Raw genomic sequence first — 22,795 nt, forward strand, 5'->3', positions numbered from 1 at the left:
CTAACTAAACGATCGACCGCCAGAGCTGCGCTCTTCTTGAACTTGCGGAGTATTTTGAGCAACTTCTTGAGCCTGATTTTGTTTTAAAGTCTCTCGCAACTCATCTCTAAAATTTGCCACCACATCGGCATTGTCAGCCAATGCTTTGGCTGTGAACGTACCATCTTTGTCATGCTTAAAGCCTTGAATTAGAGCTTGGAGTTTACCTGCCGGACTTAAGTTTAATTCTGCAAGATTTGTATCAGATTTTTCCATACTATGTTTTTCAGGGCGCTGTTTAATCAGCTTCAAATATTGCAATTCAGATTTTTCACGGCCTGAAAAATTAGAATTTGCCCCTTTAGAATTTACCCCTATAGTTTGTTTTATTCTTGAATGCAAAGCAGTCTCTGAAATTTCACCTCTCCAATAATCGCCAATAGCATCAGCTACTTTTTTAGCTTTTTCTATCCGACCATGGTAAGTCATAGAATATAGAGCCGCACGTTGTTCTTCTGATAAAGCTTCTTTAGGGCAATTTACTTTTTTTAAAACTTCATTATCCAATCTTCTTTCATACTCAGGAGCAATTTGAGCATACATTTCCATCGACTGCTGACGAGTTAAACTAATTTTTATTGTGCTTTCTGATTGAGTATAAACATCATAAGTATAAGTACCATTGTGCTTTGTTAACTTTATTGTTCCAAATATTTGCGCAGCTTCTTTTCCAAGCTCTGATGATAACAGAGACGTGAAGTTAGAATATTCAGTTGGTTTCGGTTGATATTTATTTAAAAGGTTTTCTTGTTTATTTAATGAGGTATTCAGAATTTTATTTTCTTCTTTAGTTAAATTTAACATGTTAGCCAATTTCGCAACTCTATCGGCATTCACATGCCAACGCTTATCTTTACCGCGTTCAATTAATGCAACACCAGCAGAAATTGTTGGAACTGCCCTAGTATCTAAATAGATATTATCGACAACGTTCTCATTGTTTTCTATCATCTTATCACGCAATTTCATATAGCGATCTTGATCGAATTTATCATTCATAATATTTTACCTATTTTTAACAAAATGCCATTTACCATTACGCCAACAATAATGATCCTGGGAGTATTCCATTGAATTTTTCCGATAATCAACGTAAATACAGTTTTTTCCACTAGCATGAATTTCGCCAAGCTGGGTAATATCTTTAGTTTCTTCAAATTGTTTAGTTTCAGGATTGAACATATAAAGTTCATTACCATTAATTGCTGACGCTGCAACAGGAAAACCCTTTAAAATAACATCAGGGTATCCATCATTATTTAAGTCTTGTATTTGAACCAAATGATCTGCAGTTAGAGGGGGATGTGACATACTTTCAATAATTTGTATTTTTTTAGTTTTTTTATTTGTAATGACAGCCTGATAATCCATATCAGAAAGTGGTTTTATCTTAATTCCAAAAGAAAAATTTGCTACTGGTGGATAAACACTTTCTTTTCCAACTACGTTTCCACTTTGCACGGCGCACGCAGTAGAAAATAAAGAAAGTGCAATAAAAGGAATTGTGAATAGTTTTTTATATTGCATTACTCCTCCTTGAAAAATGTGGATTTTTTTCAAATTACATTATAACCTTAAATTAAGATAAATCAAATATTTTTATCAAAATTTTCTAATGTTTTTATATGAAATAATTTCTGCTCCACATTACAAACAAGCTCTTTTGCATCATAAGAATTTTTTAACCCATCGGTAATATCATTTAATGGATTAAAACAAGCTTCATCCTCATAAACAGAGTACGTTTTTCTTAACTTAGAAAAATAACTTGAAGGAAATTTTTCAACTAATTTATTTTTTTTGTTTTCAATTTGTAATTTTTTATATTTTTTATCTATTGCATTATCTAAGCTAAGAGATAAACTATACAAACATTCATTTCCAATTTTATGTAGTTGATCATATTTTTCTACATTGCATAGAGTATATGTTTTCTCATCGATTGACTTCTTAATAGTATCTTTAAAAACAGAAAGTGCTGAAAAATCCTGAGCAAAACAAGAACCAGCTCCTAACAGGCAAATAGAAAGAAATAATGCTTTTTTCATGTCAAACTCCTTAAATTTGTAATGGCTTAGCCCATTATAGCAATACCCATTTTTTAAAACTCATAAATTTATATTTTATTGCTCACAATATTCTAGCACCATTTTGAAAACTTAGTCCTAATAAATAACTATCAATTAGATTTTAAAGATAGAATTTAAAAAATAACCGTTCTTTGATTATGCTTCTATAAATTTCATAGAATAGATGATTTTAATCCTACCTATTTTTTCAAACATCCTTTAATACGAAAAAAGGTATATGCAAGCTCCCACAACTCGTCATTTAAAACAATAAAAACAGCAAGTTAAAATACACTATATAATTATTCTCAAAATAAAAAACAGGCCGTCTGAAAACCAGTTATCCTGATTTTTCAGACGGCCTTTACTATCCAATCTTTCCTTTAACGGCCAAAATTGTCTCGACGTTCGCGCCAGTCTTGGCGGATGGATCCGCTTTTGCCGACAGGGGTGTCTTGTTCGACTTCCCAAATAAAATTCGTTCCGCCGCCAATCGGATGCGAGCCACGCAAACCGATGTGGCTGCCTTGGTCGGCAACGGCGGTTCGGCTGTATGTTTGGCCGCCGAAACGGGTTTGCGAGGTTTCGATGCCGCTTTTGATGCTGCCGTAAAGCTGTACGTCGGCGTGTGCGGCAAGTGCGGCGGGGGAAAGTGCGGCAGTGAGGAGAAGTTTCAAGTTCATGGTTTATCCTTTTTGGGAGAGGAATTGTGTGACGATTGTATCGGCCTTGTACGTAAACAAGTTACAATTCTTGCAAAATCTGACAGGAGTTTTGATGATGCGCTCTTTACGCGCCGCCGCTGTGCAAATGGTGTCGTCCACCGACCCCGAAACCAATATTGCCACCATGAAGCGCCTTGTCCGCGAGGCTGCGGAACAAGGGGCAGATTGGGTGTTGCTGCCCGAATATTGGCCGCTGATGGGCAAAAACGATACGGATAAGCTGGCATTTGCCGAGCCTTTGGATGATGGACGAGTTGGCAAAACCTGCCACACCCGTTTTCAGACGGCCTTAAGCAAAACGGCAAGGAAATGCAGCGTGGTGTTGTTTGGCGGTACGGTTCCGCTGCAAAGCAAAAACGCTGGCAAGGTGATGAACACGATGCTGGTGTATGACCGCGACGGCAACCGAGTCGGGCTTTACCACAAAATGCACCTGTTCGGCTTTTCCGGTTTGGGCGAACGCTACGCCGAAGCCGATACGATATTGGCGGGCAACGATGTGCCGAAGCTGAGCGTGGACGATGTTCCGCTGGCGGCCGGGGTCTGCTACGATTTGCGCTTTCCTGAGTTTTTCCGCGCCCAGCAGCCATTTGATGTTTTGCTGTTGCCGGCTGCATTTACCTACACAACCGGCAAGGCGCATTGGGAATTGCTGCTGCGCGCCCGTGCAGTGGAAAACCAATGCTACGTCATCGCGTCGGCACAAGGCGGACCGCATGAAAGCGGCCGCCGCACATTCGGCCACAGTATGATTATCGACCCTTGGGGTGATGTGTTGGCGACGTTGCCGGAAGGCGAAGGCGTGATTTGTGCCGATTTGGATACTGCGCGCCTGCAAAGCGTGCGCACGCGCCTGCCTGCCCTGAAACACCGATTACTTTAAACACGCACTATGTCCCAGTTCCAACCCACACGCATTCTCGGCATCGACCCCGGCAGCCGCGTGACCGGCTTCGGCGTGATTGATGTCCACGGCCGCGAGCATCATTATGTTGCTTCCGGCTGTATCAAAACGCCGACCGGCGCGTCGCTTTCCGAACGCATCGCCGTGATTGTCCGCCATATCGACGAAATCATCCGCCACTATCAACCCCATCAGGCAGCCATCGAGCAAGTATTCGTCAACGTCAATCCGGCCGCAACGTTAATGCTCGGTCAGGCGCGCGGTGCAGCGATTGCCGCTTTGGTCATGCACGATTTGCCCGTGTTTGAATACACCGCTCTTCAGGTCAAGCAGGCTGTGGTCGGCAAGGGCAAGGCCGCCAAAGAGCAAGTGCAGCATATGGTTGTCCAAATGCTTGCACTTTCAGGCACGCCGCAAGCCGATGCCGCCGACGGACTCGCCGTCGCCCTCACCCACGCCCTGCGCAATCACGGATTGGCTTCGCAACTCAACCCCGACGGACTGCAGGTCAAACGCGGCCGCTTCCAATGGTAAGCCGACATTCAGGCCGTCTGAAATAGTGTTCCAGCCCGTTTTCAGACGGCCTTTCGGTTATAATAACCCTTTGCCCACATACAGCGAGCCTTCATGAAAGCCGCCTTCCTTTTTCTCTACCTCATCCGCCTGCTGCCTTTTTGCGTGTTGCACAAGATTGCCGACGCGATCGGTATTCTCGCCTATTACGCGGTCAAACCGCGCCGCAAAGTCGGCGAGGTCAACCTCAAAAAATGCTTTCCCGAGCTGAACGACAGCCAGCGCACCGCCCTGCTCAAACGCCACTTCCAACACATGGCGAAGCTGATGCTCGAATACGGCCTCTACTGGTACGCGCCTGCGGACAAGCTGCGCTCGTTGGTACGCTATCAAGACAAACACCATCTCGACGAAGCCCTTGCCGCCGGTGAAAAAGTCATCATCCTCTATCCGCACTTTACCGCATTTGAAATGGCGGTTTACACGCTCAATCAGGATGTGCCGCTGACCAGCATGTATTCGCACCAAAAAAACAAAGCCCTGGACGAGCAAATCCTGAAAGGCCGTCACCGCTACAACAATGTTTTCCTGATCGGCCGCACAGAAGGCCTGCGTGCCATCATCAAACACCTGCGCAAAAGCGATGCGCCCTTTCTTTATCTGCCCGACCAAGACTTCGGCCGCAACGATTCCATTTTCGTTAATTTCTTCGGCATTCAGACGGCCACGATTACCGGCCTCAGCCGTATCGCCGGCATGACCAAAGCCAAAATCATTCCCGCCATCCCCACGCGTGAAGCCGACAATACCGTAACCCTGCGCTTCTATCCGGCTTGGGACAATTTCCCAACCGAAAATGTCGAAGCCGATACCCAGCGCATGAACGACTTTATCGAAGAGCGGGTACGCGAGCATCCCGAACAATATTTCTGGCTGCACAAACGCTTCAAAACCCGTCCCGAAGGCGAAAGCAGCTTTTATTGACTACATCGAATTACAATTTGAATATACAAAAAGCGGCGAAATTTTTCTTTCGCTGCTTTTTCATTTTAATTGAATCAAACCGAAACTCATGTTTGAGTTCAAACAATCAAATAATATTCCGCTTTAAATGCTTTAAAAACAACTTTTTTCATTTATATATTAAATTTAATTTCTTTTAAAAACAATATATTGCAAAATAGTTCATTTGAAAAAATACATTTTAATCATTTAAAATATGAAATAAAATTAAATTAAAATTTAAAAAAATAAAATAAATACCTAACTTTTGAACAATTATGAAATATAATTGCAAAAATATGACAACACCTGAAATTTATACCAAAACAAGCCTTCAGAAAAAAATACTTGGCAAACTGTAAAAATTCGCGTAAATTTCACTACATCAAATTACAAAACGCTCAGACGGCCTCGCCGGTTTTAGATACTTTTGTAAGCATTTTTCTGATATTGCAAGAAATTGCGGTATCTTAGAGGATTTCGGTGCAATACCCGAAATGAAAGTTTACTGATGCAGAGTTGAGCTGCATCTGTAAAGCCGCAGGTGAAAACCTGTATTGTTTGTGAAGCGTAAATCTCTGATTTGAGGTATTGGGGCAATCCTGTGGGGGATTGCCTCTTTTTTTATCTGCGCCGTCATGCCACAATGACATCATCCCTTATCCAACCCGATCACGCCATGACTCCGATACTCGCCTTCGACATCGAAACCATTCCCGACGTAAACGGCATCCGCCAGCTTTACGATTTACCTGCCGATTTGCCCGACAATGAAGTCGTCCTGTTTGCCCAACAACAACGCCGTGCCAAAACCGGTAGCGACTTTATGCAACACCATCTGCACCAAGTCGTCGCCATCTCCTGCTGTATGCGCTGGGGGCAAGACAAAATCCGCGTCAGCACCATCGGTGATCCCGAAGACAGCGAAGAAGTCATGATTGCCAAGTTCTTCGAGGTCATCGAAAACTATACGCCGCAACTCGTCAGCTGGAACGGCGGCGGTTTCGACCTGCCCGTCCTCCACTACCGCGCCCTGATACACGGCATCAGCGCCGCCCGCTATTGGGACATGGGCGACGGCGATTTTGGCGACAGCCGCGACTTTAAGTGGAACAACTACATCAGCCGCTACCACACCCGCCATTGCGACCTGATGGATTTGCTCGCCCTCTACCAACCGCGCGCCAGCGTGCCTTTGGACGATATGGCCAAACTCTGCGGCTTCCCCGGCAAACTGGGCATGGACGGCAGCAAGGTTTGGGATGCTTATCATGCAGGCCGTCTGAAAGACATCCGCGATTATTGCGAAACCGATGCCGCCAATACCTACCTGATGTACATGCGCTTTCGCATGATGAGCGGTGCGCTCGATGCCGACGAATACGAAGTCGAAATCAAACGCATCAAACATTATCTGGCCGCACAAGCCGAAGAAAAACAACACTGGGCAGAGTTCGTCGCTGCTTGGCATTAAACCAGGCCGTCTGAACAGCTAAACCAAAAAACCAAAAGGGCGTGATCGACACGCCCTTTTTTATATTCCGACAAATCATGCCCGCTAAGCAGGCAAACGCCCTAGCGTGACCCTGTCCAATCCAGCCAAATCCTGTTCGGTTGCCACTTCGGCAAAACCGTTCTCCAACATAATGTTCCGTACTGCTTCACCTTGGTCATAGCCATGTTCAAACAGCAGCCAGCCATTGGCTTTCAGGTATTTGGGGGCTTCTTGGGTAATGTGGCGGATATGGCTGAGGCCGTCTGAAAAGTCGGTCAACGCGTTTGGCGGTTCAAACCTCAAATCGCCTTGCGATAAATGTTCATCGCCGTTTTCAATATACGGCGGATTGGAAACAATCACATCGTATCGGCCTTCAGACGGCCTGTCGGTATCAAACCACGAACCCTGCGCAAACTCGACTTTTGCGCCCAATTCGGCCGCATTTTGACGGGCAGTATCCAAAGCACCGGTGCTGATGTCGGATGCGCGAACATCGGCATCAACGCGTTCAAGCGCGACGGTCACGGCAATGGCGCCGCTGCCCGTTCCCAAATCCCACACGCGGCCTTGCGGCGGCAAGCGTTTGAGCACGGCTTCCACCAAATGCTCGGTTTCAGGGCGTGGAATCAGTACATGGGGATTGACGGCAAAGCGTCGTCCGTAAAACTCACGCACACCCAAAATATAGGCCATCGGCTCGCCGCTCAGACGGCGTTGCGCCAGCCTGTCCGCCCGCTGCCGGACTTCGTCCGGAATTTCTTCCCCACCCCGTGTCAACAACTGCACGCGCGTATATCCCGAAGCATATTTCAGCAGCATTCTTGCTTCATTTTTAGGTAGTTTTGACAAGCCCAACCATTCGTCAAACATCATTTTTTATCCCGTCTGCCGCCGATGCGGCTCGAACATTTTTTCCGGCTTTGCGGCACGCTTGTTCAAAAAATATCATTTTCGCTTTGAAATTATATAATAAAGAAAAACACCTTATCGCCATTTCGATACCGTAGGAATTTATCCGAATAACAGAAACGCTCCGCCGTCATTCCGCGAAAGCGGTCATCCGGAAACATAAGGCTGAAGCGATTTTCGGGAATGACGATTTGAAAGTTGCCCGAAATTCAAAAACAAGCGAAACCGAACGGGGCGGATTCCCTTCCAAGCGGCAACAACGGAATAAATAAAAAACAATGATATAGTTGATTTTACTTTGAATTTGCGATATTTGCGGCAGCTGAAAAAATCCGCACCCGCCTTCAAATGCGGATACGGATTTTCTTGTTAAACAAACTTATTCGGCCAACAATGCTTCCGGTTTGACTTTTTCGCCATACACGGGCAACAGGGTTTTTTCATAGGCGGCTTTCAAACGGCCGTCTTTTTTCATGGCGGCGATTTCGCCGTTGACCCAGTTCAAGAGATCGGCGTTGCCTTTTTGAACGGCGGGTGCGATAAATTCGGCAGGGCCTAAATTACCGATGGCGACTTCAAAATCCGGGTTTTCTTTCGCCCACGCCCACAGCAGGGCGTTGTCGTGGGCAAGTGCCGCGCCGCGTCCGTCTTTCAGCGCGTCAAAGGTTTCGGTGTTTTGGTCGAATTTCAGCAGTTTGACTTCGGGATGGCTTTTGGTGAAGAAGGCGTCGGCGGTGGTGCCTTTGTTGACCAGCAGGGTTTGGTCTTTCAGTTGCGCCACGTCGGTAATCGGTTTGCCTTTAGGGGAAACCACGCCCAACGCCACTTTCATGTAGGGGTCGGCAAAATCGACAGCTTCGGCGCGTTCGGGGGTTTTGGTGAAGTTGGCCAGGATGAGGTCGACTTTGCCGGAACGGACGTATTCAACGCGGTTTGCAGCCTCGGTCAGGACGAACTCGACTTTGTCTGGGCTGCCGAGCAGGTCTTTGGCCAGGTCTTTGGCGATTTCAACGTCAAAGCCTTGGTTTTTGCCGTTTGCGTCAACATAGCCGAACGGGGGCTTGTCGCCGAATACGCCGATGCGGATCACGCCTTTTTCCTTGATGGCGGCAACGGTTGCCGCGCCGCTGCTTTGTGAAGATTGGGTGTCGCCGGAGCCGCCTCCGCAGGCGGTCAGACCGATGGCGATGGCGGCGGAAGCGAGTAGCGCTTTGAATTTTGCGTTCAGTTTCATTGGGAATCTCCTTTTTGAATGTTTGCTTGGGATAGAATGCCGTCTGAAAGGGGGAGCGGACGGTTTGCGGTAAATCAGTAGTCCATACCTGCCAGAAATTGGCGGGCACGCTCGCTTTTGGGTGCGGAGAAGAAGGTTTCGGGATCGGACGATTCGACGATGCCGCCTTTGTCCATAAAGACGATGCAGTCGGCAACTTTGCGGGCGAACCCCATTTCATGGGTTACGATGAGCATGCTCATGCCTTCGCGGGCGAGTTCTAAAACCACTTCCAAGACTTCGCGCACCATTTCGGGGTCGAGTGCGGCGGTAATTTCGTCCAGAAGGATGACTTCCGGATTCAGGCACAGGGCGCGGACGATGGCGATGCGCTGTTTCTGGCCGCCGGAGAGTTCGCGTGGATAGGCGTTTTTGCGGTCGAGCAGTCCGACACGTTCCAACAGCTTGTCGGCTTGAGCCTCTGCCTCGGCACGGTTGCGGTTTTGTACTTTTACCGGGCCTAAGAGGATGTTTTCGATGACAGTCATGTGGGCAAACAGTTCATAGCTTTGAAAGACCATGCCAACTTTTTGCCGGGCGGTTTGCCAGGAAACGTCTTTACCGAATTCGCCAACACCGTCCATCACGATGCTGCCGCCTTGGTGCGGCTCCAAACCGTTGACGCAGCGCAGGAGGGTGGATTTGCCGCAGCCGGACGGACCCAATAACACAATCACTTCGCCTTTTTCCAAGTCCAAATCTAAGGATTGAATGGCGGTTACGCTGCCGTATTGTTTGTGCAGCTTGCGGATGCTCAATAAAGCCATATCAGTGTTCCCATTTTTGTTCCAGCTTTGCCGCCAACAGCGACAGCGGCCAACAGCATAAAAAATACAGCATAAAAATCAGGCCATAAACCCAAAATGAGGCATTGGGCTGCGTCAGCAGAGAGTTTTCAATAATTTGCTGTCCCACTTTGACCACTTCAATCACGCCGATAAGCGAGGCGAGCGAACTGGTTTTAATCATTCGCGTAAATAAATTAACCGCCCCCGGCAAAGCGCGGCGGATACCTTGCGGCAATTCGATGTAGCGGAACACTTGACGACGGCTCAAACCCAGTGCCAAGCCCGATTCGACTTGATGTTTTTCAATCGATTCCAATGCGCCGCGCACCAAATCGCCCATTTCGGCGATGCCCCAAAGCGTAAAAACCCAAACGCAAACCCAAAATCCGCCGATGTGTATGCCCGTCCACACGGACAAACCGAAATACAGGCCGAACAGCCACACCAAAATCGGCACGATGCGGATGGTTTCGAGATAAAACCGTCCGATAAGGCGGACAAGCCGGTTGCGCGAACGCAAAACCAGGCCGAACAACGTCCCCAATACGCAAGAAGCCGCAACAGAGATTAAAGAAATTTGTGCCGTTAAGAGCAGGCCTTCGCCCAAACGTGCCGCATTTTTTCCTTCAAAAAGCCAGTCAAACGCCATATTTCGCCCTCCGTATGCGGTTTTCCAATCGCCGCACCAACAAAGAAACAGGCAGCAGGATAATCAGATAAGCGGCAAACAGCAGGAACAATGCCTCGTTGGTTTTATAGTCCATACCAATCACATCTTTGGTAACAAACAACAATTCTGCAATACCGACCGCGCTAATAACGGATGTTTCTTTCATTAAAAACAATATATTAGCGGCAATAGCCGGAAAAGCGACCGCCCAAGCCTGCGGCAATTCGACATAGCGGAACACTTGAAATCGGCTCAAACCAACGGCTTTGCCCGCCTCGACCTGCCCTTTTGGCACTGCCAAAATGCCGGCGCGGACGGCTTCCGCCATATAGCTTGCGCCCAAGAAAACCAGTGCGATCACGCCGCAGGTGAAACCGTCCCATTTAATGCCCATTTTCGGCAGGCCGTAATACAGGAAAAACAACTGGATCAACAGGGGCGTATTGCGCGACAGTTCGATATAGGCGCGTGCCAATGCGTAGAAAGGGCGGATGCGGTATGCCGTTACCACGGCGACGGGCAGGCCGAACAGCAACGACAAAACAACGCCGTAAACGGACAATTCCAGCGTCAGCTTTGCCGCATCGGCGAATTTGGGTATGGCATCGATCAGATAAGGCCAGTTCATCAGAATCAGACAATCAGCTTAACGAAAGGCGGTATTTTAATGAACTTGTAAGATAATGTTAAAGAATTCTTGGGAATATCAAACATCATAAAAAAGAATAAGGCGATGCCGTCTGAAAAAACTTTCAGACGGCATCGTACTGGATTCCGCGTCAGATTGCGCTGCCGCCGACGGTCAGCCCGGCATCGATACGCAAAGTCGGCTGCCCCACGCCGACGGGGACGCTCTGCCCTTCTTTGCCGCACACGCCGATGCCGCTGTCCAACGCGGTATCGTTGCCTATCATCGAAACATGTTTCAGCACTTCGGGGCCGTTGCCGATAATGGTCGCGCCTTTGACAGGGTATTGCAGTTTGCCGCCTTCGACCCACCACGCTTCGGATGCGCTGAATACGAACTTGCCGCTGGTAATGTCCACTTGTCCGCCGCCGAAGTTGACGGCGTAAATGCCCTTGTCGATGGACGCGATAATTTCTTCCGGCTCATAGCCGCCGTTTTCCATAAAGGTATTGGTCATGCGCGGCATAGGCGCAGAAGCGTAACTTTCGCGGCGGCCGTTGCCGGTCGATTGCGTGCCCATCAGGCGGGCGTTGGTTTCGTCCTGCATATAGCCGACCAAAATACCGTCTTCAATCAATACCGTGCGGCGGGTTTCATTGCCTTCGTCGTCGATATTGAGCGAACCGCGTCTGTCGGCAATATCGCCTTGGTCAACGACGGTAACGCCTTTGGCGGCCACACGCTCACCGATTCGGCCGGAGAAAACGCTGGTTTCTTTGCGGTTGAAATCGCCTTCCAAACCATGTCCGACCGCTTCGTGCAGCAACACGCCCGGCCAGCCGTTGCCCAAAACAACGGTCATCTCGCCGGCAGGCGCAGGACGGGATTCAAGATTGGTCAGGGCTTGTTTGACGGCGGAATCGACAAACCGATGCACCAAGGTTTCATCAAAATACGCCAAATCATAACGTCCGCCGCCGCCCGCGCTGCCCTGCTCGCGACGCTCGCCCTGCTTGGCAATGACGGTTACGTTCATGCGCACCATCGGGCGGATATCGGCAGCGTGTTTACCGTCCAGACGGGCGATGTACACCATGTCGTATTCGCAGGTCAAACCGGCCATCACTTGCACGATACGCGGATCGGTGGCTTTGGCCAGCGTTTCGACTTTGTTCAACAGCGCGACTTTGGCAGCGGAATCGAGGCTGGCAATAGGGTCAATCGCCATATGGACAGGCTTGCCGTAGGCAGGTGTCGGCACTTTGACGCTGGCCTCGCCACCGGCCGCACCAATCACGCGCACGGCTTTGGCAGAGCGGTTGATCGAATCGATACACAGGCTGTCGGCGTAGGCAAAAGCGGTTTTATCGCCCGAAACGGCACGCACGCCCACGCCCTGATCAATTTGGAAGCTGCCCGATTTGACAATGCCTTCTTCCAGATGCCAACTTTCATAGGCAGTGCGCTGACAATAGATGTCGGCATAATCAACATGGTTGGCGCCGATAATGCTCAGGCTTTGGGCGAGCAAATCGGGGGAAAGATGGTTGGCTTCGAGCAAATCTCGCTGTACGGCGGCGTAGGTTTGTTGCATAATTTTTCAGACGGCCCGACAAGCAGGCAAAGTTAATTTGGCCTTGATTATACGGTATTTTATATGGCTTTGGATATGTTGATTGCTTGGGTTTATGAGTGATTGAAACAAATCAAAAGGCCGTCTGAAAGATAAGGGCGAAATGTTTGCCTACCCTATTTCAACCTCAGCCGCGTAAAGAAGATAACAAATCATCGTAGGATTGATGCAGCGCAGGCTGATAAAGATTCAAATAATAAATAGATTGGAATTGAAATGAAAAAGTTACTTGTTGTATTGCTAGGACTGGCAAGTCTTAATGTTTATGCCAACGGCTGTGGCGGTGAATACCAACCTGCAACTGGAACCTGTCGTATTATCGACAGCTCGGGCAGACAGATTTTATATAATGTTCCACAATCAAAAGTATCTAAGCCACAAAAAAAAATAGAATATGTAGATGTGCACGTCCCATCTAAGTTTGGAGCTATCGCAATCAGTAAAAAGGCTGGCCATATTACAGGTTCTTTAAATCATAGGTCATTAGCAGAAGCAAAAAGTGAAGCAATTAAACGTTGTAAGAAAGGTAGTAATGGGGCTTCTTGTGAGATTCTTAAATGGGTTAGAAATGGCTGCGTTGCTGCGGCAGTAGGAAATTTAAAAGGAACTCCTATAATTATTGGCGGTGCTGCTGAGCAAGGATTTTCCGAACAAACAGCTATAACAAATTGTACCAATACAGGCGCACAAGAATGTAGAATCCTAATGCCAGAGGGTTGCTCTTTACCCTAATTCTTATACGCTATACTTTCCTCTATCCACATTCTGTTTTAACGAGTACAACACGATAAAACGCTTATCTGGTTTTGTTTTAACCACAGCCCTGTTGCCGTTTTCTACCTCTGCCGGCAATGCTTCAGACATTGTCGGCAAGCTACTGACAGTCTGCCAAATATGCCTGCAAGGTCATTAACGGCCTTTTCAATCACGGCAAAGCCGATACCGAAATTTAATTTCCATACAAAACAAATTATTACGGTAAATTCCATTATTTTTTCAATTTTACTATTGATAATAATTATTATTAGCGTATAATCAAAACCACTCGGAAGACGTCCTAATCCGAGCCATTAAACGACAGATTTTATCCCCCTCTTTCCCATTATCTCTTGATACTCGGAGTGCGCATATACGAAACATACCTGTTCCCCTTTATATCAGATACTCAAAACCGAAAAACATGAAACCCACTGCCGATACAGTGGGTTTCGTGTTTTTTTTGGCGTTCGGTTTATCAGGCTTGGCACTGCTGTTCAGGCCGTCTGAAACCGAATAGGCCTGATTATCGGCAGGTCTTCATGTTCAACTTGCCATAACGGCCGACAATATTTCTGATGTCTTGTGCATCGCGCTCGTCGACCGCCATGAAGACCACAGTCATGCGCGCCACGCTCAAACCGGTATCGGGTGCGCTTCTGTCTTCCTGTTCGACAATGCGCGCGCCGCCGAAACCTGCGCTGGACAAGCGTGAAATCAAAACTTGGGCGGAAGAACGGCTGCGTGTTACGTCAATGCTGATTTCGCCGTTGTGAATGCTGCCGCTAAAGCCGCGGCTGCTCAAGGCATCAAGCTGGGCGGAGGTGTCGCCGTCCGCAGGCAAGACCACGCGGAAGGTTTTGGAAGAAGTCTCGCCAGCGGATGCGCCGTTGCGTTTTTCGATACTGCGGCTGGCGGCATGAGGCCATTTGCCCAACAGGCCTTTGATGCGGTGGTAATCGTCTTCATCCATCACCACGGTGGCGCTGCTGGTACACAAGCGTTCCACGCCGGCCGCGCCCATCTCTTCTTCAGCGGCGCGACGCTCTTGCGCTTCTTTCTCGCGGCGCATTTTTTCTTTTTTCTCTTTCAACTGCTGCGCTTCTTGCTTTTTACGCAAGGCTTCCGCTTCTTCGGATTCAGGTTCGGCCATAATCAGGCCGTCTGATTCGACCACCACCCAATCAGGTTGCGATGCCTGCTGAGGTTCGGCTTTAGGCACATCCAAAGAAGACGGGCGCAATAATTCGTGTGTACTGCCTTCCAAAGCAGATTCGGGTTTGGCGGTTTTATGTTGTGTCCGATAGGCAACCATGCTGCCAAAAACAATGATGTTGAGTGCGACCAAGACCGCAAACAGCCATTTCATGATGCGTTTTCCTTTTTATTGTCCGTTGCGATGGGCAATCCAATGCAAGAGCCCGTGAATCACGAGATTATCGACGATTTTCACTTGATTGTCATGAACGAATGATTCCGGCAGCGCCTGCACGACTCTGGCCGCGCCGCCGCCCGTGATAATGATATCGACCGGTTTGCCCTCGCCCGTTTTGTCTTTCAGACGGCCATGCATCATCATCAACGCGCCGCAAACGGCATCCATCATGCCGCTGGCAATGGCGTTCGGCGTTGTGGTTGGAAACGGATATACCTTGCCGATGGGGCGGTTGAGGTTGGCGGTCTTGAGCGCCATCGCCTCTTTCATCAAGTGGAAACCGGGCATGATGGTGCCGCCGAGATAATGATTGTCTTCCGTCAGCGCGTCGGTGGTTATGGCGGTACCGCAGCTGACGACGACGCAGGCGTTTTGCGTAAAGCGGCGGCTGCCCAGCGCATTAAACCAACGGTCGGAGCCATGTTCTTCAGGGCGGCGGTAATGGTTGCGGATACCCAAAGCCTGCGGCATGGAAGACAGCCATTCGACCGGACGGGTTAATTGTTCTTCAACCATCGCTTTTTTTACCGAACCACACACGGCGCAACCGACAATCTTCACATCATCATCGGCAAATTGTAGCCATTCTTCGCCCAGCTGGGTCAAATCACGATACGGCGCGCGGCCGACTTCGGAAAATGTGCCGTTCTCTACCCATGCCCATTTCAACTGACTGTTGCCGCCGTCCAGCAGCAAAAAGCGTTCCGGTTTGGCAGCGGCAGGTTGTGCCGGTCGGTTATCCGGGCGCAAGCTGATCTCGCCGCTGACAATGTTTTTTTCGCCTTTGTCCGTCTGCAAACGCAACGCGCCTTGCGCATTCACGCCTTTGACCACGCCTTCGTAGATAACGCGTCCTTCCTGAAGCAGCAACACCGGGCTGTCCGTATCGCGGTTGGCGGCATCGTATTCGCCGACACATAACGCGAATCCGTTTTGCGCGTATTCGCTCAACAGCGCATCGAGTTGCGCCAATACCGCATTCAACAAGGTTTTGACGCTTACGCCCTGCTTAGAGGCCGTCTGAAACAAAGCCTGCACGGAAGTGGCGTTTTCAACTTCTTTCGGTAATACAAAATTGATGCCGATGCCGATGATGGCGACAGTCTTATTCTCTACCCTCGCCGTTTCAATCAAAATACCGGCCAATTTATCGTTGGCCACGACCAAATCGTTCGGCCACTTGATATTTACGTCCAAACCGATATCGGCAAGCGCGCGGCGGCAAGCCAATGCCACCACCAACGCCAGCGAACCCAGCTCATATTGCGGCTTGTCAAACGTCCAGCCCAAGCTGAACATCAGACATTCGCCCTGTCGGTTGACCCAACTCCGCCCTTGCCGTCCGCGTCCTTTGGTTTGGAAATGCGCCACACACAAGGCCTTATGCGCCAAATCTGCCGACTGGCGCGCCAATGCCATGATTTCATCGTTGCTGGACGAACATTCGTGTTTCAACTGCGCACGAAAACCCTGTTTTCCGGCCATTTGTTGCAAAGATTCTTCGGAAAACACAGCCAAAGGACGCACCAAGCGCCATTGCCCATCGTGCTGGCGCAGCAAACCGCGGATATGGCCCGGCATCTGCTGCCAGAATCCGTTTAATTGTTGCGGCTTCATCCCGACCACACGCGCCAACTGGGAAACGTGTTGCGGCAGGCCGTCTGAAAGCGCGGCGAGCAAAGCCCAATGGCGGCTGTTCAAATCCGTCATTCGCCTCCTCCGGCTTCACGGATTTTCGCCAAAGTTTTGGTGGTCGAAGTCTGGTGTAAAAACGGAATCGAAAATACTTTGCCGCCACGCGCAAACGTCTCGGCCGCACCGACAATCTTATCCACAGGCCAATCGCCGCCTTTAATCAATACATCGGGTTTGACCATTTCAATCAACGCGGCCGGCGTGTCGTCATCAAACCATGTGACCAAATCCACGCTCTCCAATGCCGCTGCCACTGCCGCGCGGTTTTCCAAAGGATTAATCGGACGGTCGTCCCCTTTGCCCTGACGGCGCACCGACGCATCGGTATTCAACGCCAACACCAAAGCCGCACCGGCCGATCGCGCCTGCGCCAGATAGGTTACATGGCCCCTATGGAGAATATCGAAACAGCCGTTGGTAAACACCAGCGGACGGGGCAATGCCGCCAAACGCTCCGCCAGCTTTTCGGGCGGACAGATTTTGGATTCAAATTCTGGAGCTGACCATTCGGACATGATGCGGTTCCTTTGGGAATGAAACAGAAAATAATCAGGGTATTATAAAGGATAACGGCGAAACGCCATAAAAAGATACCGAACGGTACAATATTCGGGCTTGATTACGTATTCATTGATATTTGATAACACAGCAAACGCCATTTTTGCCGATGCCATGATGAAACGGTTTGATAAATACTTTTTTGAAACCCAATTAAATCTGAAGTAAAATTCGGGTATAAATGGAAAAAGCCTGCATACAATATGCAGGCTTTCATCTGGGGTGGCTGATGGGGCTCGAACCCACGACAACTGGAATCACAATCCAGGGCTCTACCAACTGAGCTACAGCCACCGTAAAAATTGGCACGCCCGACAGGAATCGAACCTGTAACCCCCGACTTAGAAGGTCGGTGCTCTATCCGGTTGAGCTACGGGCGCTCATGCCGATTCGTGCTAAGAATTTTGTGGTCGGGGCGGTGGGATTCGAACTCACGACCCTCTGCTCCCAAAGCAGATGCGCTAACCGGGCTGCGCTACGCCCCGACTGAAGACCTGAACTATACAGACCCTTTTCAACCCGGTCAACACCTACTTTGCTTTATTTTTTCATTTTTTGGTTATCTTATTATTTTTAATCGTTATTTATTTTTATGTTTCGTAACCAGGGTCACTCTTTTGTGTCAGGCCGTCTGAAAAATGCGATAATTTAAACGCAATATTTATCCCTATTGAGGAGGAAAAATCATGGCTGCACAACTTATAGACGGAAAAAAAATCTCCCAACAACGCATCGAGGCGGTCGCGCAGGCGGTAAAAGCACGTCAGGAAAAAGGTTTGCACACGCCTTGCTTGGCAGTAGTATTGGTTGGCGACGACCCTGCCAGCGCGGTTTATGTACGCAATAAAAAACTGACCTGCCAAAAAAGCGGCATAGAATCGCGCTCTTATGAGCTGCCGTCTGAAACCACGCAAGACGATTTGCTGAAACTGGTGGACGAATTGAACAGCGACCCTGCCGTCGACGGTATTTTGGTGCAACTGCCGCTGCCGGCTCACATCGACAGCCAAGCGGTTTTGGAGCGTATCGAGCCGCATAAAGATGTGGACGGCTTCCACCCTTACAACGTCGGCCGCCTGGTCGTCAAAATGCCGCTGATGCGCCCTTGCACGCCCAAAGGCGTGATGACTTTGTTGGAAGCCTACGGCATCGACCCGAAAGGCAAAAAAGCGGTCGTCGTCGGCGCGTCCAATATTGTCGGCCGCCCGCAGGCGTTGGAATTGCTGCTGTCCCGCGCGACGGTAACCATTTGCCACAGCGCCACGCAAAACCTTGCCGATGAAGTTGCGGCCGCAGATATTTTGGTGGTCGGCGTAGGCATTCCGAATTTCGTTAAAGGCGAATGGGTCAAACCCGGCGCAGTCGTTATCGATGTGGGCATCAACCGTTTGGACGACGGCAGCCTGTGCGGCGACGTTGAGTTTGATGTCGCCAAAGAACGCGCGTCCATGATTACGCCCGTTCCCGGCGGCGTCGGCCCAATGACGATTGCCACTTTGTTGGAAAACACGGTACACGCGGCCTCATTGCACGATTAATCGCTGTCATTAAGTTAGGCCGTCTGAACATGGTTTTTCAGACGGCCTGACCTGTTTTTTTGCTTTTTACCTTATTGGCTTCACATGTCCTTACTCTCTTCACACACCGACAACCCGACTTTCCGCAACGCCTCCTATATCCTGATGGGCTTGGCCTTGCTGATTGTCTTGCACTACCATTTTCTGCCGCTGCTGCTGCCGGTTATCCTGACCTATATCTTTATTACGCGCACCAACGGCGTCATCCTCAAACTCCGCCGCCGTGTTTTGCCGCGCAACACGCGGCTGCATAAATCGCTCAACGCGCACAATATCAACCTGATTTCCACTACGCTGACGCTGGCCATCGTGTTCAGCATCATCACGATGATGTCTTTGGGCATTTACCACCTGATACACGGCGGCCATGTCGGCTTTATGCTGGCCAAGCTGGCGGCGATTTTGGAAGACACCAAAAACAGCCAAGACCTGCCTGCGGCCATTCTCAATATGCTGCCCAACAATATGGCCGAAATCAAAGCCTCGGCAATCAAGCTGATTGAAGAATACCGCGCCGCGCTGACCCGTATCAGTAAAAACAGCATCACATCCTTCGTGTACATCCTCATCGGCATCATCATCGGCGCCATGCTCAGTTTCCACCGCCTGAAAATGCGCAAAAACCGCCACAAAATGCCGCTGTTTAAAGCCGAATTGATACGGCGCATCGTCAATTTTGAAACCAGCTTTGAACGCGTGTTCCTCGCCCAAGTCAAAATCTCGCTGATCGACACCTTCCTGACCGGCCTGTACCTCTACTTGGTTTTGCCGCTGTTCGGCGTTGACCTGCCGTTTAAAATGACCGTCCTGATCGTCGCCTTTATCGTCGGTCTGATTCCGGTGGCGGGCAACCTGATTTCCAACACCATCATCATTATTTTGAGCCTCGGCGCATCGCTGTACGTCGCACTTGCCTCGTTGGTTTTCCTCGTTGTCATCCATAAACTCGAATATTTCCTCAACGCCAAAATCATCGGCTCGGAAATCGAATCCAGCGCGTGGGAATTGCTGGTGGCGATGGTCGTCTTTGAACGCATTTTCGGCATCGGCGGCATCATCGTCGCGCCGGTTTATTACGCCTATCTGAAAAACGAATTGAAACTGCGAAAATTGATTTAATCAGTTGCATTTATACACATCAAAGGCCGTCTGAAAACGACAATCGGGTTTTCAGACGGCCTTTGCTTTACCTTTTCTTACACTTTACGGCATAATGGCAGCCACACATTTCTAGAAGAAAGATAAACAATGTCAACCAAAACCCCTTCCCTATTCGGCGGCGCGATGATTATCGCCGGTACGGTTATCGGCGCAGGCATGCTTGCCAACCCGACCGCCACCTCCGGCGTATGGTTTACCGGCTCGCTGGCCGTGTTGCTGTACACCTGGTTTTCCATGCTCTCCAGCGGCCTGATGATTTTGGAAGTCAATACCCATTATCCGCACGGCGCCAGCTTCGACACCATGGTTAAAGACCTGCTCGGCCCGACTTGGAACGTCATCAACGGCGTTGCCGTCGCTTTCGTTTTATACCTGCTCACCTACGCCTACATCTTCGTCGGTGGCGACCTGACAGCCAAAGGCATCAGCAGCGCGGTAGGCGGCGAAATCTCGCTCACCGTCGGCCAACTCGTCTTCTTCGGCATTCTCGCCTTTTGCGTTTGGGCATCCGCACGCTTGGTTGACCGCTTTACCAGCATCCTCATCGGCGGCATGGTATTGACCTTTATTTGGGCAACCGGCGGCCTGATTGCCGATGCCAAAATGCCTATCCTGTTCGATACCCAAGCCCCTGCCGGCACCAGCTACTGGATTTATGTCGCCACCGCCCTGCCCGTCTGCCTTGCCTCATTCGGCTTCCACGGCAACGTCTCCAGCCTGCTCAAATACTTTAAAGGCGACGCACCCAAAGTGGCCAAATCCCTGTGGTCGGGGACGCTGATTGCCTTGGTGATTTACGTCCTCTGGCAAATCGCTATCCAAGGCAACCTGCCGCGCAACGAGTTCGCACCGGTTATCGCCGCAGAAGGCCAAGTTTCCGTCCTGATCGAAACGCTGTCCAAGTTCGCCCAGACCGGCAATATGGACAAAGTGTTGACCCTGTTCTCCTACATGGCGATTGCAACGTCCTTCCTCGGCGTAACGCTCGGCCTGTTCGACTACATCGCCGACATCTTCAAATGGAACGACAGCATTTCCGGCCGTACCAAAACCGCCGCGCTGACCTTCCTGCCGCCTTTGATCTCCTGCCTGCTCTTCCCTACCGGCTTCGTTACCGCCATCGGCTACGTCGGTCTGGCCGCAACCATCTGGACAGGCATCATCCCCGCCATGCTGCTCTACCGCTCGCGCCATAAATTCGGCATCGGCAAAAACTACAAAGTTTACGGCGGATTCTGGCTGATGGTTTGGGTCTTCCTCTTCGGCATCATCAACATTGCCGCCCAAATACTGAGCCAAATGGAGCTCGTTCCCGTATTTAAAGGTTAAATTCCCTTAAGGCCGTCTGAAACACCCTCTTTCAGACGGCCTAATTCATTATTTTCCGCTACAATACCCCCTTTCCCCCAACGAACACCGTCCATGTACGACAATATCCGCTTCCATCTCGACGAAGACTATTCTGACCAGCTCCCACCCGAAAACGCCGCCACCCATATCGGCATGTACTGGCAGTGGGCCGCGCAGGCAGGCCTCGTCAACCCCGTCTGGCAAACCGCCCCCGAAACCGCAGCCGACTTCGCCGCCATGACCTCGGGCAAAATCAGCGGACGGCACTTCCTGCTCAAGCACATGGACGGCGCATTGACGGCGGACGACTTTACCGAACTCGGCCAACGGTTTACCGAGTTCTACTACACCGACGAAGAAGACGGCTACGGCGCATTTATGGAAGACTACGTCCTCGCCCTCGACACGCCCTCGCTCGGCGGCTTCTACCACGTCAAAAACGCCCCGGAAACCTTCACCAAACTGACACCCGTTTTTCAGACGGCTTTTGAAAAATGGAAAAGCAGTTTGAAAGCAGAAAAATATTCGAAAGAATCCACACAATGAAGCCGAACTATTCTATCGACATTGCTATTAACTGCTTCCGTCCAGGTGGCGGCATGGAAAGCTACACTTTCGACCTGGTCCGTGGTTTAAGCGCACACGGCATCAAACCTACAGTCTTTGCTGCACAAATTGATACAACGGTTCCGGAATACCGCCAAGTTGATACGCATCACGTCAATCAAAAAAAGATTCCAAAAAAGTTGCGTCCTTTTTTCTTCAGTATGCAATTGGCCAAACTCCGGCAAAACAGGAATATCCCCCTTATTGCCTGCAATCCCAGTAATTATGCTGATATCTTTGTCTGCGGCGGTACACACTTAGGTTACCTGCACAACATGGGTAAAACCCCAAACCTACTTGATAGACTCATCATTCGGCGTAACCGTACCAACTACTTAACGGCAAAATTGATCATGGCGCATTCACACTTAATGCAACACGAGTTGATCAACCTCTATGGGGTGCCTTCTGAAAAAATCCGTGTTATCCATCCACCTGCCGATACTGCACGCTTCTACGCTAAACCGGAAGAAATTCCTGCAACTCGTGCGAGATACGGATTTAAAGACGACGAAACTATTTTCCTATTTCCATCAACCGGACACACCCGAAAAGGCTTGGATTTATTAGCAGAATTTTTCGAGCATACCGATTTGCCCATCAAACTGGCTGTTGCCGGATCGGCTTTACCCCACCCGATGAACAACGTTATTGAGCTTGGTTTCTGCAAAAATATGCCTGAACTTTACCGAGCTGCCGACTTCACCATCATGGCATCACTGTACGAACCATTCGGACTGGTTGGCATAGAATCTATTTTGTGCGGAACCAGAGTTGTTTTCTCCGACAATATGGCATGTACCGAAGTCATGAACGAAAATGCAGGCTTCTTTTTCTCACGTCAAAACCCAGAAACATTGGCACAAGCCATCACTCAAGCAGTTTCTTTCAAACGGCAGGGAAAACACAAAATTACCTCTCCTATGCAGGCATTAACCTATAATCCCACCTTAACGCATCATATCGACCAAACTCTCAATATGTTGAAGGCCGTCTGAAAACAATA

At 49.5% G+C, this 22,795-nt stretch carries 23 protein-coding genes and 3 tRNA genes; 10 read left to right on the top strand and 16 right to left on the bottom strand.

Features of this window, described 5'->3' with window-relative positions; genetic code table 11:
• From ACTHSQ_RS06470 to ACTHSQ_RS06485, 4 genes are all read right to left on the bottom strand, one after another.
• The gene (locus ACTHSQ_RS06470) at positions 1-1,038 is read right to left on the bottom strand and encodes a hypothetical protein (protein WP_440371112.1); all 1,038 of its coding nucleotides are present in this window, start codon (positions 1,036-1,038) and stop codon (positions 1-3) included.
• A gap of 6 nt (positions 1,039-1,044) precedes the next feature.
• Positions 1,045-1,566 carry an XAC2610-related protein gene (locus ACTHSQ_RS06475; RefSeq protein ID WP_311459570.1) on the bottom strand — a complete coding sequence of 174 codons (522 nt, stop codon included), beginning with the start codon at positions 1,564-1,566 and terminating at the stop codon, positions 1,045-1,047.
• Between the two features lie 62 nt (positions 1,567-1,628).
• Positions 1,629-2,087, bottom strand: coding sequence for a hypothetical protein (locus ACTHSQ_RS06480; RefSeq protein WP_440371111.1), 459 nt, complete (start codon positions 2,085-2,087; stop codon positions 1,629-1,631).
• Between the two features lie 404 nt (positions 2,088-2,491).
• Positions 2,492-2,791, bottom strand: coding sequence for a porin (locus ACTHSQ_RS06485; RefSeq protein ID WP_283121674.1), 300 nt, complete (start codon positions 2,789-2,791; stop codon positions 2,492-2,494).
• Between the two features lie 94 nt (positions 2,792-2,885).
• On the opposite strand from ACTHSQ_RS06485, the gene ACTHSQ_RS06490 reads away from it, so the two are divergent.
• From ACTHSQ_RS06490 to ACTHSQ_RS06505, 4 genes are all read left to right on the top strand, one after another.
• Positions 2,886-3,716, top strand: coding sequence for a carbon-nitrogen hydrolase family protein (locus ACTHSQ_RS06490; protein ID WP_003684116.1), 831 nt, complete (start codon positions 2,886-2,888; stop codon positions 3,714-3,716).
• Between the two features lie 9 nt (positions 3,717-3,725).
• Positions 3,726-4,271 (top strand): crossover junction endodeoxyribonuclease RuvC, encoded by a 546-nt coding sequence (gene ruvC / locus ACTHSQ_RS06495; protein WP_003684216.1) that lies wholly within the window; start codon positions 3,726-3,728, stop codon positions 4,269-4,271.
• Positions 4,272-4,349: 78 nt separating this feature from the next.
• Positions 4,350-5,234: a lipid A biosynthesis lauroyl acyltransferase gene (locus tag ACTHSQ_RS06500; protein WP_283122203.1), complete on the top strand. Its 885-nt coding sequence runs from the start codon at positions 4,350-4,352 to the stop codon at positions 5,232-5,234.
• 697 nt (positions 5,235-5,931) lie between these two features.
• Positions 5,932-6,726 (top strand): 3'-5' exonuclease, encoded by a 795-nt coding sequence (locus ACTHSQ_RS06505; protein WP_154953980.1) that lies wholly within the window; start codon positions 5,932-5,934, stop codon positions 6,724-6,726.
• Positions 6,727-6,810: 84 nt separating this feature from the next.
• On the opposite strand, the gene prmC is transcribed toward ACTHSQ_RS06505, so the two are convergent.
• From prmC to tldD, 6 genes are all read right to left on the bottom strand, one after another.
• Positions 6,811-7,623, bottom strand: coding sequence for a peptide chain release factor N(5)-glutamine methyltransferase (prmC, locus tag ACTHSQ_RS06510; protein ID WP_440371110.1), 813 nt, complete (start codon positions 7,621-7,623; stop codon positions 6,811-6,813).
• Between the two features lie 415 nt (positions 7,624-8,038).
• Positions 8,039-8,893 carry an amino acid ABC transporter substrate-binding protein gene (locus ACTHSQ_RS06515; protein WP_049329484.1) on the bottom strand — a complete coding sequence of 285 codons (855 nt, stop codon included), beginning with the start codon at positions 8,891-8,893 and terminating at the stop codon, positions 8,039-8,041.
• A 74-nt stretch (positions 8,894-8,967) separates the two neighbouring features.
• Positions 8,968-9,699 carry an amino acid ABC transporter ATP-binding protein gene (locus ACTHSQ_RS06520; RefSeq protein WP_308887034.1) on the bottom strand — a complete coding sequence of 244 codons (732 nt, stop codon included), beginning with the start codon at positions 9,697-9,699 and terminating at the stop codon, positions 8,968-8,970.
• A gap of 1 nt (position 9,700) precedes the next feature.
• On the bottom strand, positions 9,701-10,369 hold the full coding sequence (locus ACTHSQ_RS06525; RefSeq protein WP_308112123.1) for an amino acid ABC transporter permease: 669 nt from the start codon (positions 10,367-10,369) through the stop codon (positions 9,701-9,703).
• Complete coding sequence (locus tag ACTHSQ_RS06530) at positions 10,359-11,018, bottom strand: amino acid ABC transporter permease (protein WP_440371109.1); 660 nt, start codon at positions 11,016-11,018, stop codon at positions 10,359-10,361. Before ACTHSQ_RS06530 ends, ACTHSQ_RS06525 begins: the two co-directional genes overlap by 11 nt.
• Positions 11,019-11,169: 151 nt before the next feature.
• Entirely contained in the window at positions 11,170-12,612 is a 1,443-nt protein-coding gene (tldD, locus tag ACTHSQ_RS06535) for a metalloprotease TldD (protein ID WP_440371108.1), read from the bottom strand.
• Positions 12,613-12,867: 255 nt separating this feature from the next.
• Between tldD and ACTHSQ_RS06540 the strand changes: the two genes are divergently transcribed.
• Positions 12,868-13,383 (top strand): DUF4189 domain-containing protein, encoded by a 516-nt coding sequence (locus tag ACTHSQ_RS06540; protein ID WP_254347082.1) that lies wholly within the window; start codon positions 12,868-12,870, stop codon positions 13,381-13,383.
• Positions 13,384-13,933: 550 nt separating this feature from the next.
• On the opposite strand, the gene ACTHSQ_RS06545 is transcribed toward ACTHSQ_RS06540, so the two are convergent.
• The 6 genes from ACTHSQ_RS06545 to ACTHSQ_RS06570 form a co-directional block, all read right to left on the bottom strand.
• Complete coding sequence (locus ACTHSQ_RS06545) at positions 13,934-14,776, bottom strand: cell division protein (RefSeq protein ID WP_440371107.1); 843 nt, start codon at positions 14,774-14,776, stop codon at positions 13,934-13,936.
• A gap of 15 nt (positions 14,777-14,791) precedes the next feature.
• Positions 14,792-16,552, bottom strand: a complete 1,761-nt coding sequence (locus tag ACTHSQ_RS06550) for a bifunctional biotin--[acetyl-CoA-carboxylase] ligase/type III pantothenate kinase (protein ID WP_440371106.1) — start codon at positions 16,550-16,552, stop codon at positions 14,792-14,794.
• Positions 16,549-17,055 carry a D-glycero-beta-D-manno-heptose 1-phosphate adenylyltransferase gene (gene rfaE2 / locus ACTHSQ_RS06555; protein ID WP_094192836.1) on the bottom strand — a complete coding sequence of 169 codons (507 nt, stop codon included), beginning with the start codon at positions 17,053-17,055 and terminating at the stop codon, positions 16,549-16,551. The genes ACTHSQ_RS06550 and rfaE2 overlap by 4 nt, the downstream gene beginning before the upstream one ends.
• A 258-nt stretch (positions 17,056-17,313) precedes the next feature.
• A tRNA-His gene (locus ACTHSQ_RS06560) sits at positions 17,314-17,389 on the bottom strand.
• A gap of 9 nt (positions 17,390-17,398) precedes the next feature.
• Positions 17,399-17,475: transfer RNA gene (locus ACTHSQ_RS06565), tRNA-Arg, on the bottom strand.
• 27 nt (positions 17,476-17,502) lie between these two features.
• Positions 17,503-17,580 (bottom strand) — tRNA-Pro (locus ACTHSQ_RS06570).
• 201 nt (positions 17,581-17,781) lie between these two features.
• Between ACTHSQ_RS06570 and folD the strand changes: the two genes are divergently transcribed.
• From folD to ACTHSQ_RS06595, 5 genes are all read left to right on the top strand, one after another.
• On the top strand, positions 17,782-18,633 hold the full coding sequence (gene folD, locus ACTHSQ_RS06575) for a bifunctional methylenetetrahydrofolate dehydrogenase/methenyltetrahydrofolate cyclohydrolase FolD (RefSeq protein ID WP_003683785.1): 852 nt from the start codon (positions 17,782-17,784) through the stop codon (positions 18,631-18,633).
• Between the two features lie 84 nt (positions 18,634-18,717).
• Entirely contained in the window at positions 18,718-19,791 is a 1,074-nt protein-coding gene (locus tag ACTHSQ_RS06580; protein WP_440371105.1) for an AI-2E family transporter, read from the top strand.
• Between the two features lie 129 nt (positions 19,792-19,920).
• Entirely contained in the window at positions 19,921-21,162 is a 1,242-nt protein-coding gene (locus ACTHSQ_RS06585; RefSeq protein ID WP_440371104.1) for an aromatic amino acid transporter, read from the top strand.
• Positions 21,163-21,255: 93 nt separating this feature from the next.
• A complete protein-coding gene (locus tag ACTHSQ_RS06590; RefSeq protein WP_440371103.1) occupies positions 21,256-21,729 on the top strand; it encodes a DUF7832 domain-containing protein in 474 nt (157 codons plus the stop codon).
• Positions 21,726-22,787 carry a glycosyltransferase family 4 protein gene (locus tag ACTHSQ_RS06595; protein ID WP_440371102.1) on the top strand — a complete coding sequence of 354 codons (1,062 nt, stop codon included), beginning with the start codon at positions 21,726-21,728 and terminating at the stop codon, positions 22,785-22,787. Before ACTHSQ_RS06590 ends, ACTHSQ_RS06595 begins: the two co-directional genes overlap by 4 nt.
• Positions 22,788-22,795: the final 8 nt, after the last annotated feature.

It is taken from the genome of Neisseria sp. P0009.S008 (assembly GCF_051958615.1).
GTDB lineage: Bacteria > Pseudomonadota > Gammaproteobacteria > Burkholderiales > Neisseriaceae > Neisseria > Neisseria subflava.

Excerpts from the sequence above, each read along its gene's own strand:
- ACTHSQ_RS06470 (WP_440371112.1), bottom strand. The coding sequence starts at position 1,038 with ATGAATGATAAATTCGATCAAGATCGCTATATGAAATTGCGTGATAAG.
- ACTHSQ_RS06475 (WP_311459570.1), bottom strand. The coding sequence starts at position 1,566 with ATGCAATATAAAAAACTATTCACAATTCCTTTTATTGCACTTTCTTTA.
- ACTHSQ_RS06480 (WP_440371111.1), bottom strand. The coding sequence starts at position 2,087 with ATGAAAAAAGCATTATTTCTTTCTATTTGCCTGTTAGGAGCTGGTTCT.
- ACTHSQ_RS06485 (WP_283121674.1), bottom strand. The coding sequence starts at position 2,791 with ATGAACTTGAAACTTCTCCTCACTGCCGCACTTTCCCCCGCCGCACTT.
- ACTHSQ_RS06490 (WP_003684116.1), top strand. The coding sequence starts at position 2,886 with ATGATGCGCTCTTTACGCGCCGCCGCTGTGCAAATGGTGTCGTCCACC.
- ruvC (WP_003684216.1), top strand. The coding sequence starts at position 3,726 with ATGTCCCAGTTCCAACCCACACGCATTCTCGGCATCGACCCCGGCAGC.
- ACTHSQ_RS06505 (WP_154953980.1), top strand. The coding sequence starts at position 5,932 with ATGACTCCGATACTCGCCTTCGACATCGAAACCATTCCCGACGTAAAC.
- prmC (WP_440371110.1), bottom strand. The coding sequence starts at position 7,623 with ATGATGTTTGACGAATGGTTGGGCTTGTCAAAACTACCTAAAAATGAA.
- ACTHSQ_RS06515 (WP_049329484.1), bottom strand. The coding sequence starts at position 8,893 with ATGAAACTGAACGCAAAATTCAAAGCGCTACTCGCTTCCGCCGCCATC.
- ACTHSQ_RS06520 (WP_308887034.1), bottom strand. The coding sequence starts at position 9,699 with ATGGCTTTATTGAGCATCCGCAAGCTGCACAAACAATACGGCAGCGTA.
- ACTHSQ_RS06525 (WP_308112123.1), bottom strand. The coding sequence starts at position 10,369 with ATGGCGTTTGACTGGCTTTTTGAAGGAAAAAATGCGGCACGTTTGGGC.
- ACTHSQ_RS06530 (WP_440371109.1), bottom strand. The coding sequence starts at position 11,018 with ATGAACTGGCCTTATCTGATCGATGCCATACCCAAATTCGCCGATGCG.
- tldD (WP_440371108.1), bottom strand. The coding sequence starts at position 12,612 with ATGCAACAAACCTACGCCGCCGTACAGCGAGATTTGCTCGAAGCCAAC.
- ACTHSQ_RS06540 (WP_254347082.1), top strand. The coding sequence starts at position 12,868 with ATGAAAAAGTTACTTGTTGTATTGCTAGGACTGGCAAGTCTTAATGTT.
- ACTHSQ_RS06545 (WP_440371107.1), bottom strand. The coding sequence starts at position 14,776 with ATGAAATGGCTGTTTGCGGTCTTGGTCGCACTCAACATCATTGTTTTT.
- ACTHSQ_RS06550 (WP_440371106.1), bottom strand. The coding sequence starts at position 16,552 with ATGACGGATTTGAACAGCCGCCATTGGGCTTTGCTCGCCGCGCTTTCA.
- folD (WP_003683785.1), top strand. The coding sequence starts at position 17,782 with ATGGCTGCACAACTTATAGACGGAAAAAAAATCTCCCAACAACGCATC.
- ACTHSQ_RS06580 (WP_440371105.1), top strand. The coding sequence starts at position 18,718 with ATGTCCTTACTCTCTTCACACACCGACAACCCGACTTTCCGCAACGCC.
- ACTHSQ_RS06585 (WP_440371104.1), top strand. The coding sequence starts at position 19,921 with ATGTCAACCAAAACCCCTTCCCTATTCGGCGGCGCGATGATTATCGCC.
- ACTHSQ_RS06590 (WP_440371103.1), top strand. The coding sequence starts at position 21,256 with ATGTACGACAATATCCGCTTCCATCTCGACGAAGACTATTCTGACCAG.
- ACTHSQ_RS06595 (WP_440371102.1), top strand. The coding sequence starts at position 21,726 with ATGAAGCCGAACTATTCTATCGACATTGCTATTAACTGCTTCCGTCCA.